The organism is Halobacterium zhouii, assembly GCF_021249405.1.
GTDB classification, from domain to species: domain Archaea; phylum Halobacteriota; class Halobacteria; order Halobacteriales; family Halobacteriaceae; genus Halobacterium; species Halobacterium zhouii.
Map to the genome: position 1 here is coordinate 871,184 of NZ_CP089593.1, position 11,125 is coordinate 882,308.

Sequence of the window (11,125 nt, forward strand, 5' to 3'; positions counted from 1 at the left end):
GACTGCGGTGGCGAGGAACGCAGCGAATTTTCAGTACGCCTTCGCGAACTCCCGCGCCTGTCGCCGCACACGCTTCGCGTCCATCCGGACGTGCTCGCCGTCACGGTACAGTACGTCGCCGTCGACCATCGTGAGCGTCACGTCGTCGCCGTGGGCGGCAAACGCGAGATGGGAGAACGGGTCGTGGATGGGCGTCGAGCGCGCGTTGTCCGTCCGCAGACCGACGACGTCGGCCTTCCACCCCTCGCGGAGTTTGCCGACGGTCTCGAACCCGGCGGCCTTCGCGCCGTTCCGCGTCGCCATCTCGAACACCGTGCGCGCGGGGAGCGCAGTCGGGTCGAGGTCCGACACCTTCCCGAGGAGGCTGGCCTGGCGCATCTCCGTGAACTCGTCGAGCGTGTTGTTACACGGCGGACCGTCGTTCCCCAACGCGACGTTGACGCCGCGGTCGAGGTAGTCCCGGACCGGCGCGATTCCGGACGCGAGTTTCATGTTCGAGGACGGGCAGTGGGTGACGTGCGTGCCCGTCTCCGCGAGCACCTCGCGTTCCGTCTCGTCCGTCCACACGCAGTGCGCGAGCACGACGTCCTCGCCGGTCAACCCCACCTCGTCGAGCCAGTGGATGTTTCGCTTCCCGGTGTTCTCCTCGACGCTCTCTATCTCGCCCTTGTTCTCGCTCGCGTGCGTGTGAATGCGAACGCCGTACTCGTCCGCAAGGTCGCGACAGCCGCGCAAGCACTCCTCCGTGCAGGACACCGCGAAGCGCGGCGTGACGGCGTATCGAACCCGGTCGTTCCACGCGCCGTCGTACTCCCGGATCAACTCCTCGGTCTCCGCCAGCGCGTCGTCGGTGTCCTCTATCAGCCCCTCGGGCGAGTCCTTGTCCATCAGGACCTTCCCCATCAGCGCGCGAACGCCCGACTCGCCCGCGGCCTCGAACGCCTCGTCGGCGTGCGCGACGGAGAGGTGGTCGATGGCTGTCGTGGTTCCGGACTCCAGTAACTCGAGATAGCCCAACTCCGCCGCTGCGCGCATCTCCTCGGCGCTCATCGACGCCTCCATCGGGAGGACGTGGTCGAACAGCCAGTCCAGTAGTTCAGTGTCGTCGGCCATCCCGCGCCCCAGACTCTGCACGGAGTGGACGTGTCCACCGACGAGACCCGGGGCGAGCACGTCGCACGCGATGCGCTCGTGGTCGGGGTAGGCAGAAAGCAGGTCGTCGCGGCCTCCGACGGCGGCGATGGTGTCGCCCTCGACGACCAGCGCGCCCTCCGCGAGGACGGTGTCGGCGTCACAGACCAGCGTGTCGGCGTGGAGGAGCGTCATTCCCTCGCGTCGTACGACGCCCACGCCCCTAACCGGTTCCGATTCGGAAGCCCGAAACGGGAGTCGCGTCGGCTACTCTCGTCGGTCGCTCGCCGGAACGCCTTTCACACCGTACCGCCGCACGCCCTCCTGTTCGTACAGCAGGCGCGGCCGAGCCACGACTTTGTCACCGATCTCCGGCGCGTCATCGCCCACTAGCACGACCTGCACGGGAACGCTCACCTCGCCGCCGCCCTCGCGCCCCTCGAACGCGACGACTGCGCTCGCGTAGTCGCCGGCGCGGGCCTGCTGGGGGACGAACTCCGGCGGTGCGCCGCCCTGCGAGATGGTCGTCACCACCTCCACCGTGCCCGTCTCCGAGAGTTGCGCGTCGTCGTAGCCCGGACGCTTGCCGCATTCGACGCACGCGCCCTCTGGCGGGAACCGGAGCGCCCCGCAGTTCCGGCAGCGTCCCGCGACGAGGCGGTGACGCTGGGGGAGCGTGCGGTGGTAGGACGGCACGCTGACGTACGCGCCGCCGCCTTCCGGTACGCCAGAGTCGAACGCGCCCCGCCGTCGCTGCGCGCCCGCGAAGTCGAGGTCTCTGTCGCCAGACAGCGTGACCCGCGCCGGGACGCGGCCGTCGATTGTCACGCGGAACGCGTGGGCCGCGCCACCGCTTCCGTACGAAACCACGAGCACGTTCTCGTATCCGGTGTCGACGGCGTCCGCGAACCCGAGTAGCGCGCTCGCCGCGCCAGTATCTCCGATCTCGCTGACCGCGGTGCCCGCAGCCACCGTCTCCGCGTCGATATCGAGCGAGCGGCCCGCGCGATACGGCAGGTCACCGTCCGGCGCCTGGAGCGCCGCGGCCTCCGGTCCGGCCACATCGTCCTCCAGGCCGAGGTCTTCTACAGCGCCCGCGACCGTCTCGCGGTACGCCTGCCGGTCGTAGGACGTCACATCGAGTCCCGTCGTCTCTTCGTTCCCGCGCTCCCGGAACCGGGTTCCGGGGTACGCCGCATTGTACGACCCGCGTTCGGTAACCTCGCCAGCGCCGCCCGGCGCCAGGACCACTGCCGCGGCGCCCGCGCCCGCTGCGTGGCCGACCGACTCGTCCGTTGCTCCCTGCGGGCAGTCGGACGCGACGACGAGTGCGACGCCGCTGGTGTCGCCGTCACCCTCGCCGGGTACGCTGGCACCGTCCAGCGACGCCGCGAGCGCTTCGCCGCCGGCGGCGGTGCTGCCCGAGAACTGCGCCGTTCGAGCGTCGTTCTCGACGCCGAGCAGACTCGCGAGGCGCCCCGTCCCCGCCTCCTCGTCGTACGGTAACGTCGTGGACGCGAGGAACAGCGAGTCCACGTCGCCCGCGTCGTAGTCGCTGGCTGCGAGCGCGCGGCGTCCCGCTTCCGCCGCCATGGTGAGCGCGTCTTCGTCCGCGTCCGGAACCGCGACCGACTCGACGCCGCGCGCGTGGAACGCCCCCAGAGCGTTCCGTACTGCGTCTGCAGAGAGCCTGAATCGGGGGATGTACGCGCCGACGGCGGCGATTCCGGGTTGTCGCTGCTCCCCGCCACCGCCCCGCTCGTGCCCGCTCATTGGTCTCCCTCCAGCAGGGTGACGACGGCCGCGCCGCCGCTCCCACCGACGTTGTGCGCGAGCGCGAGGTTCGCGTCCGCGACCTGCCGGTCGCCCGCGCGACCGGTGAGTTGCTTCCACAGTTCGACGACCTGCCCCGCGCCGGTCGCGCCGATGGGGTGCCCCTTCGATTTGAGACCGCCGGAGACGTTCACCGGGAGGTCGCCGTCCGGGTCAGTCGCGCCCTCGCGGAGCAACTCGGGTGCCTCGCCGCGCCCACAGAATCCGAGGTCCTCGTACGCGAGCAGTTCCGCGATGGCGAAGCAGTCGTGGACCTCCGCGAGGTCGACGTCGCCGGGGTTGCGGTCGGCCATCTCGTAGGCCGCCTCGGCGGCGCGCTCGCTCGCCGGAATCGACGTGTAGGTGTCGCGCTCGAACAGGCCGACGCGGTCGCTCGCCGCGCCGACGCCCGCGACCCTTGCCGCGTCGAAGTCCGCGTCGTCGACCACGTCCTCGCTCGCAACGACGACGGCGGCCGCGCCGTCGCTCGTCGGACAGCAGTGATAGAGCGTCAGCGGGTCCGCGACCACGGTCCCCTCGCTGGCGTCCTCCAACGAGCACTCGAACGCGAGGTGCGCGTGGGGGTTCTTCGCGCCGTTCGCGTGGTTCTTCACTGCCGCCCGTGAGAGGTCGTCGACAGTGGCATCGTACTCGTGCAGGTAGGCGTCAGCCATCTGGGCGTACGTGCCGGCGAACGTGGTTCCAGTGAGTCGCTCCCACTCCGTCTCGCCGCTCACGCCGAGCCAGTACTTCGTGGCGTCACCGCTTGCGTCCGTCATCACCTCGTAGCCGCCAGCGAGGACGACGTCCGCCATCCCGCTTTTCACGGCTTGTACGGCGTTCCGGACGGCGTAGCCGCTCGCCGCGCAGGCGTTCTCGACACGCGTCGTCGGCACGGAGAGTCCGACGTGCTCGGTGACCGCCGGCCCGGAGAGCCCGATCTGTCGCCCTCCCACGCCGAGGGTTCCGACCACTGCCTCGTCGATGTCCTCCGGGGAGAGGGCGTCGGCGCTCGCCATCGCGCGGTCGAACGCGGTGGCGAACAGGGAGCGATAGGACTCCTCGGGGAACGACCCGAAGGCCGTCTGCCCCGCCCCGACGATGTAGGCGTCACGCATACGCGGTGATTCTCGACCCTCCCTCATAATCTCTCGCCGACGCGGTGCGCAGTCGGCGGTGGGAACTCGCCTGTGAGGACACAGCCTCGGCATAACTATTTGTCACTCGGGAATCGCCTTCCGGTATGGCCTACAGCTACGAGCCACAGTACTTCGAGGAGTTCGAGGAAGGGCAGACCTTCGAGAGCGTCGGGCGAACCGTCACGGAGTCGGACTTCGTGATGCACTCGGCGTTCTCCGGCGACTGGACGGAACTCCACACGAACGCAGAGTACGCCGAGGACTCCATGTTCGGGGAACGGGTCGCCCACGGCCCGATGACGTTCATCCTCGCCACCGGGTTCGTCTATCGCTGTGGGTTCCTGGAGCGCCGCGTGAAGGCCTTCCTCGGGATGAACTACATGGACATCCCGGCACCCGTGGCGATGGGCGACACTATTTCTCTGGATATGGAGGTCACGGACACCAAGGAGTTCTCCTCTCGCGACGACGCGGGCATGGTCGTCATCGACACGGAGATGACGAACCAAGACGGCGAGGAAGTTTTCTCTGGTGATATGAAGTTCATGGTGAAAACCGAGGCGTCGGCGTAACCGAATCCCCGCGTCGGTTCCCTGCGTTCAGTTCGGGATTGTCGATAGTGTCATATATTCAGGTATGCTGCTTCGTCGGTAACGTCCATCGACCTTACTGAACGAACTGTTCTTTGGAGCCTTCTGGCTGCCTTCTCGCGTCCATACCGAGCGTCTGGCCGGCAACTGTTTCGAACCGGGTTGATAAATGAGCAGGTTACTCATGTCATCACTGTATAATAACTAAGGGGGGGTTTATCGTGCAAATTTACAGGTATGTTGGGTGGAAAAGGTGGGAAGTCAGCGGTAGCAGTAACGCTCGCAGTGCTGATGATCGGTTCCGTGTTCGTCGCACCGATGGTTGGGGGGACTATCGCGGACGAACCCGGGGCCGCCAGCGCGATGCCGAACCACGCGAACAGCTCTCAAGGGAGCATTCAAGAGGACACAGACGGGGCAAGTCAAACGAACCTCGCGGACGCGAACGTCACGATACGCGGAAACGAGGCCAACGACACGCTCGGTGCTGAGATTGTCGGCGCCGGAGACGTCAACAACGACGGCACACCGGACGTGCTCGTCAGCGCGCCGAACGCCGACGTCTCGGGGAACAACTCCGGAGCAGTCTACCTGTTCTACGGTCCCGTGGAAGGCGGCGAGTACAACGCCAGTTCGGCTGACGTCGTCTTCACCGGCGAAGCCGCGGGGGACAACGTTGGGGCTTCGATCGCCGCCGGCGACCTGAACGGCGACAACGTCAGCGACGTCGTCATCGGCGCGCCGAACCACTCGGTCGGCGACCCGGCGAAGACCAACGACACGAACGAAGGCGCGGCGTACGTCGTCTACGGAAACGAGAGCCTGAGCGGGATGGTGAGTCTCGCCGACAGCGACGCAAAGATCGTCGGGGAGTCCGCCAACGACGCCGCGGGCTTCTCGCTCGCAGTCGTCGACGCGGGCGGGGCCGACACGTCACGCCTGCTCGTCGGCGCGCCGTACCACGACGCCGAGGGGAACAACTCCGGAGCAGTCTACGTCCTCGGGAGCGACTCCCTCGGGTCGAACGTATCGCTGTCCAGCGCGGACGTGAAACTGACCGGTCAGGTGCCACACGCACTGGCCGGCTACGCCGTCGGGTCCGCGGAGGACGTGAACGGCGACGGCGCGGGTGACGTGCTCGTCGGTGCACCCGGCAACAACTCAACGTTCGACACGAACGTCGTGAACGTCGAGTCCGGCGCGGCCTACGTCGTGAGCGGCGCGAACCTCGCGGACTGGTCCGGGAGTACGAGTCTCGGGAACGCGACGATGACGCTCACGGGTGAGTCCGCGGGCGACAACGCCGGAATCGCGGTCTCCACGGCGGGCGACGTGAACGGCGACGGCTACGCTGACATGCTCGTTGGCGCGCCGTTCGAGGACACCGCGGGCGACAACGCTGGCGCGGTGTACCTGGTACTCGGGGGGCAGAGCCTGCCGAGCAACCAGTCGCTCGCGAACGCGGCGCTGAAGCTCACAGGTGCCGGTGCCGGTGACTACGCTGGCTGGGCGGTCTCCTCCGCCGGGTCCGGCGACATCACCTGTGACGGCCTCGCCGACATCATCGTCGGCGCGCCCGGCAACGACAGCGTCACGGGTCAGGACTCCGGTGCGGCGTACCTCGTCCACGGTGCCGAGAACATCTCCGGCGTCACGTCGCTCGCGGACGCGGACGAGAAGCTCTACGGCGAGTCCGCAAACGACAGCGCGGGCTACGCAGTGGCCGACGTGAACGACACGAGCGGTGACGGCCTCGAGGACGTCGCGGTCGGCGCGCCGTTCAACGACGCCAACGGCGAGAACGCCGGCGCAGCGTACATCGTCAACAGCGAGTGCCCGCCGGAGCAGGCGCCGCCGACGACGGCACAGCCAACGACCGAGCAGCCGACGACTGAGCAACCGACGACTGAGGAACCGACGACCGAGCAGCCAACGACTGAGGAACCGACGACCGAGGAACCGACGACTGAACAGCCGACGACGAAGGAACCAAAGACGACGAAGGCACCGAAGACGACTGAGGAACCGACGACTGAACAGCCGACCACGAAGGCACCGAAGACGACTGAGGAACCGACGACGAAGGCACCGAAGACGACTGAGGAACCGACGACTGAACAGCCGACCACGAAGGCACCGAAGACGACTGAGGAACCGACGACTGAACAGCCGACGACGAAGGCACCGAAGACGACTGAGGAACCGACGACGAAGGCACCGAAGACGACTGAGGAACCGACGACGAAGGCACCGAAGACGACTGAGGAACCGACGACGAAGGCACCGAAGACGACTGAGGAACCGACGACGAAGGCACCGAAGACGACTGAGGAACCGACGACGAAGGCACCGAAGACGACTGAGGAACCGACGACGAAGGCACCGAAGACGACTGAGGAACCGACGACGAAGGCACCGAAGACGACTGAGGAACCGACGACGAAGGCACCGAAGACGACTGAGGAACCGACGACTGAACAGCCGACAACGACCACAACTACGACGCCAACCACGACGACTACGACGCCAACCACGACGACCACGACGCCAACCACGACGACCACGACGCCGACCACGACGACCACGACGCCGACCACGACGACTACGACGCCGACCACGACGACTACGACGCCGACCACGACCACGACGACAACCACGACGACGACGGCAACGACCACGCAGCCGACTACGACGACCACCAACAACGTAGCAGGTATCAGCTACATCGCCTTCTGCGTCGAGGGCGGTAACCAGACCGGGAGCGATCCGTGCCCGGCGGGAGAAAGCCTCCTCGTGAAGTTCGAGTGGAACGATAGCTCCTTCGAACCGGAAGGCGGTGACAGCATGGGGGTCAACATCACGGACGTCGTGACTAACGGCGAGGGCGAACCAATCGCGGCGAATTGGACGTCGGAAGATACGATTAGCACCGTCGTCGTCAAGTCCAGCACCGAGGAATGCGAGTACCCCGGTGGAACGAACGGCACGGTGTACTCGTGCGGGCCGCCGCCGGGACAGAGCGCGATATCCGGAGAACCGGTCGCTGACGCATCCAGCGGAATCGGAATTCCGTTCATGGACTCCGTCGGTCTGCCGCTGTACGTCGGCCTCGTCGCGGCCGCAGGCCTCGTCGTCCGCCGTCGCGACGAAGAGTCGAACTGATAGTCGGAGCCAACGGGCCGGTTCACCGGCTTCAGGAACACCAGCACCTCTCTATTTTCGGCGAACGTCGCAGTGAGTTGCTCCTCCGGTAGCTGTGAGACGCCGCGCCAGTGAGCACTGCTCGACCCGTCACAACCAACGGAAACCCACTGTTATTTTGCCGCCTGCCAACTCATCCCAGGGCATGCTCGACGACCTGCTTGACGAACCGCGCGCCATCGACACACACGCCCACCAGCCGACCGCGGAGTTCCTCGAGGACGCCGGCGGCCAGATGATGGAGGACGCCGCGAACAAGTTCGGCACCGAGATGGAGACGTGGGACTACGAGGCGATGATCGAGGAGTACCACAAGGCGGGCGTCGGGCGTTCGATTCTGCTCGGGTGGGACGCCGAGACGAACACCGGGAACCCCGCCGTGCCGAACGACTACGTCGCCGAAATCCGGGACGAGCACCCCGATTTCTTCGTCGGATTCGCGTCCGTCGACCCGCTGAAAGAGGACTGCGTCGAGGAGGCGCGCCGGGCGGTCGAAGACCTCGACCTCTCCGGGTTCAAGTTCCAGCAGATCGCGCAGGGCTTCGACCCGAGCGACCCCGAACACGAGGAACTCTGGAACACCATCGAGGACCTGGGTGTGCCCTGTGTCTTCCACGGTGGGAACTCCACACTCGGCGCAGGCTCACCCGGCGGTCGCGGACTGAAAATCAAGCACGGGAACCCGATGCTCCTCGACGACGTCGCCGCCGAGCATCCCGACCTCCAGATTCTCATCGCACACCCGGCGTTCCCGTGGGAGAAAGAGCAACTCGCCATCTGCCAGCAGAAGGGCAACGTCTACATGGACCTCTCCGGGTGGATTCCGAAGTACATCGACGACCAGGTACTCCACTACGCGGGAACCATCCTCCAGGACAAGGTGATGTTCGGCACGGACTACCCGATGATCCACCCCGGGGAGTGGCTCGAGTCCCTCGAAGAGAGTACGGATTATTCGGACGACGTCTACCGGAAACTCCTCTGGGAGAACGCCGAGGAGTTCCTGGGACTGTAGACCCACACGCTAGTCGTCAAGCACGCCACGAATCCACAGTCGGCGCGTTGAACCCGGGAGGGCTCCTTTGTGGATTCATCTGATTCAATTTCAGTGGTTTTCACTTAAACACACCAGCGTTCGGGGGCACTTGCTATAACGTACATGGTAAACAATGGCATGGTATGAGCACGCAGTCAGAGCAACCGACGCGGACGGTAGACGTAGAACCGGAAGCGCGCACACTCGACGAAGTCGAGTTGAGCGAGTTCGACGCCAGACACGTACTGAAGTTCGTCGTCGCGTTCGGCATCGGCGCGTTCTTCTTCCTGTTGCCGGTGCCCTGGCAGGGCGAGATCACGGTACCGTTCGACATCGTCGTCAGCAGGATCACGGCATCGTTCCCGAACGCCGTCGGCGTCTACGCGCTGGCAATCATCGTCGCCGGTGGTCTCCTCACGACGCTCGCCGAACTCGACACCAGGGACGTCCTCGACGTCGGTGTCGACTTCTCGTACTGGGAGAGTTCCGTGGCGTTCTGGGCCCTCCGCATCGCCGGCCTGCTGCTCGCACCCGTGATGTTCTTCAAACTCGGTCCGGGCTGGCTTCACACCGCCAGCACCGGCCAGTTCATGTGGTCGACGCTCGTCTACAGCGTCGGCGTCATCATCCCCATCGGCGCCGTCTTCATCACCATCTTCGTGGAACTCGGCGGCCTGGAGTTCGTCGGCACGCTCGCTCGACCACTCATGCGCCCACTGTTCAACCTCCCCGGGCGTGCCGCGCTCGACAGCCTCGCGTCCTGGGTCGGGTCGTACAGCGTCGGCCTGTACGTCACCCGGAACGTCTTCGAGCGCGGCGGCTACCACAAGCGTGACGTGTTCACCATCGCGACGTGTTTCTCCACGGTGAGCATCGGGTTCGTCGGCGTCGTCGCCGCGACCCTGAACATGCTCGAGTTGTTCCCCATCATCTTCCTGGCGTACTTCCTCTGTGTCGGTATCTGCGGCGTCATCCTCGTCCGAATTCCGCCCATCAGTGACGTGCCGAAGGAGTACATCGACGAACCCGACCCCGAACACCCCTTCGAGGGGTCCGGATTCGATTACCTTCGGTTCGCCGTCAGTGAGGCCGTCGAGAAGGCCGAAGAGGGCGAGACGTTCCTCGAGGCAGCGTGGCGCGGGTTCGTAGACGGCCTGAAACTCACGAGCCTCATCCTCGGCACCATCCTCGCGGTCGGTCTCGCGGCGACGCTGCTCTCCGCGCACACGCCGGTATTCGACTACCTCGGTGCGCCACTCGTCCCGGTCGTTCGCGCGCTCGGCATTCCGAACGCGGAGACAGTCGCACCCGCCACCATTGTCGGCATCACGGAGATGTACGTGCCCGTACTGCTCGTCACCGGGGCGGCTGTGAAGGCCAAATTCTTCGTCGCGGTGCTGTCGGTCTCCCAGCTCATCTTCTTCTCCAGCGTCGGCCCGATGGCGATGGACATGTTCAGCGACGTCCCCATCAGGTTCCGCGACCTCGTGCTCCTGTTCGTGATGCGGACCATCATCCTCGTCCCCGTCATCGCCGGGATGACCCACGTCGTCGCCGCGCTCGGCCTGCTCTAAACCACGCCGTGGTCGACGAGCGCACCGAGGATTTTGTTCTCGGCGCGCCGCAAGTGCTCTTCGACGGTGCGGCGGTCCAGTCCGAACGTCTCCGCGAGTTCCTCGGTCGTCGTCTCTCGGGGAATTCGGTAGTAGCCCGCGCGGTGTGCAGCCCGCAACACGTCACGCTGGCGCGCCGTCAGTGACGGCACTACGCCGTCCAGTGAGAGAATGGGGGCGTCGCGAGTGAGCGTCGTGAACTCGTGTTTCTCTGCCACCGTGACGTCGTGGTCGGCCGCGAGGTCCCGATAGACGGCTGTGAGGTTCGCTGGATCGAGAGCAAGTACTCGGCAGTGTTTCGCGCCGTTCGCGTACGTGAGTGGCGGCAACAGTAGGCAATTGTGCCGTTCGAGATACTGCTCGACGGTCTCCTCGTGGCGCTGCAGGCAGTCGCCGGTGATGACGACGCGGTCGTCCCCCTCTGCGAGCCCGTCCCGGATGCCGACCGCGTCCTCCACGCGGTCGAGCGCGCGGTCGCTGGACCCTGTGACGTGCAGGAGGTCGCAGTGATCGTTACACCACAGTTCGATGCGGGTGTCGGCGTCTCTGGTGCTGGCTGCATACGGCCCGTGGTCTTCGATGCGGAGCGTCGCCTCGTGCATT

General features: G+C 66.0%; 8 protein-coding genes. 4 read left to right on the plus strand and 4 right to left on the minus strand.

Annotated elements, in window-relative coordinates:
- Positions 1-30: 30 nt before the first annotated feature.
- From LT970_RS04490 to LT970_RS04500, 3 genes are all read right to left on the minus strand, one after another.
- Positions 31-1,326, minus strand: coding sequence for a 5'-deoxyadenosine deaminase (locus LT970_RS04490; protein ID WP_232688266.1), 1,296 nt, complete (start codon positions 1,324-1,326; stop codon positions 31-33).
- A 72-nt stretch (positions 1,327-1,398) separates the two neighbouring features.
- The gene (locus LT970_RS04495; protein ID WP_232688267.1) at positions 1,399-2,904 is read right to left on the minus strand and encodes a zinc ribbon domain-containing protein; all 1,506 of its coding nucleotides are present in this window, start codon (positions 2,902-2,904) and stop codon (positions 1,399-1,401) included.
- Positions 2,901-4,061, minus strand: coding sequence for a thiolase C-terminal domain-containing protein (locus LT970_RS04500; protein WP_232688268.1), 1,161 nt, complete (start codon positions 4,059-4,061; stop codon positions 2,901-2,903). The genes LT970_RS04495 and LT970_RS04500 overlap by 4 nt, the downstream gene beginning before the upstream one ends.
- Before the next feature lie 125 nt (positions 4,062-4,186).
- Here LT970_RS04500 and LT970_RS04505 point away from each other — a divergent pair, with 125 nt between their 5' ends.
- From LT970_RS04505 to LT970_RS04520, 4 genes are all read left to right on the plus strand, one after another.
- Entirely contained in the window at positions 4,187-4,654 is a 468-nt protein-coding gene (locus LT970_RS04505; RefSeq protein ID WP_232688269.1) for a MaoC/PaaZ C-terminal domain-containing protein, read from the plus strand.
- A 255-nt stretch (positions 4,655-4,909) separates the two neighbouring features.
- Positions 4,910-7,834 (plus strand): hypothetical protein, encoded by a 2,925-nt coding sequence (locus LT970_RS04510; RefSeq protein ID WP_232688270.1) that lies wholly within the window; start codon positions 4,910-4,912, stop codon positions 7,832-7,834.
- Between the two features lie 184 nt (positions 7,835-8,018).
- Complete coding sequence (locus LT970_RS04515; RefSeq protein WP_232688271.1) at positions 8,019-8,888, plus strand: amidohydrolase family protein; 870 nt, start codon at positions 8,019-8,021, stop codon at positions 8,886-8,888.
- 164 nt (positions 8,889-9,052) lie between these two features.
- Positions 9,053-10,483 carry a YjiH family protein gene (locus LT970_RS04520; RefSeq protein ID WP_232688272.1) on the plus strand — a complete coding sequence of 477 codons (1,431 nt, stop codon included), beginning with the start codon at positions 9,053-9,055 and terminating at the stop codon, positions 10,481-10,483.
- Here the strand turns inward: LT970_RS04520 and LT970_RS04525 are convergent.
- Entirely contained in the window at positions 10,480-11,124 is a 645-nt protein-coding gene (locus LT970_RS04525) for a helix-turn-helix domain-containing protein (protein ID WP_232688273.1), read from the minus strand. The two genes, LT970_RS04520 and LT970_RS04525, sit on opposite strands and share 4 nt — an antisense overlap.
- Between the last annotated feature and the right edge of the window lies 1 nt (position 11,125).

Bases quoted from the DNA above. Each gene is read 5' to 3' on its own strand.
- LT970_RS04490 (WP_232688266.1), bottom strand. From the start codon at position 1,326: ATGACGCTCCTCCACGCCGACACGCTGGTCTGTGACGCCGACACCGTC.
- LT970_RS04495 (WP_232688267.1), bottom strand. From the start codon at position 2,904: ATGAGCGGGCACGAGCGGGGCGGTGGCGGGGAGCAGCGACAACCCGGA.
- LT970_RS04500 (WP_232688268.1), bottom strand. From the start codon at position 4,061: ATGCGTGACGCCTACATCGTCGGGGCGGGGCAGACGGCCTTCGGGTCG.
- LT970_RS04505 (WP_232688269.1), top strand. From the start codon at position 4,187: ATGGCCTACAGCTACGAGCCACAGTACTTCGAGGAGTTCGAGGAAGGG.
- LT970_RS04510 (WP_232688270.1), top strand. From the start codon at position 4,910: ATGTTGGGTGGAAAAGGTGGGAAGTCAGCGGTAGCAGTAACGCTCGCA.
- LT970_RS04515 (WP_232688271.1), top strand. From the start codon at position 8,019: ATGCTCGACGACCTGCTTGACGAACCGCGCGCCATCGACACACACGCC.
- LT970_RS04520 (WP_232688272.1), top strand. From the start codon at position 9,053: ATGAGCACGCAGTCAGAGCAACCGACGCGGACGGTAGACGTAGAACCG.
- LT970_RS04525 (WP_232688273.1), bottom strand. From the start codon at position 11,124: ATGCACGAGGCGACGCTCCGCATCGAAGACCACGGGCCGTATGCAGCC.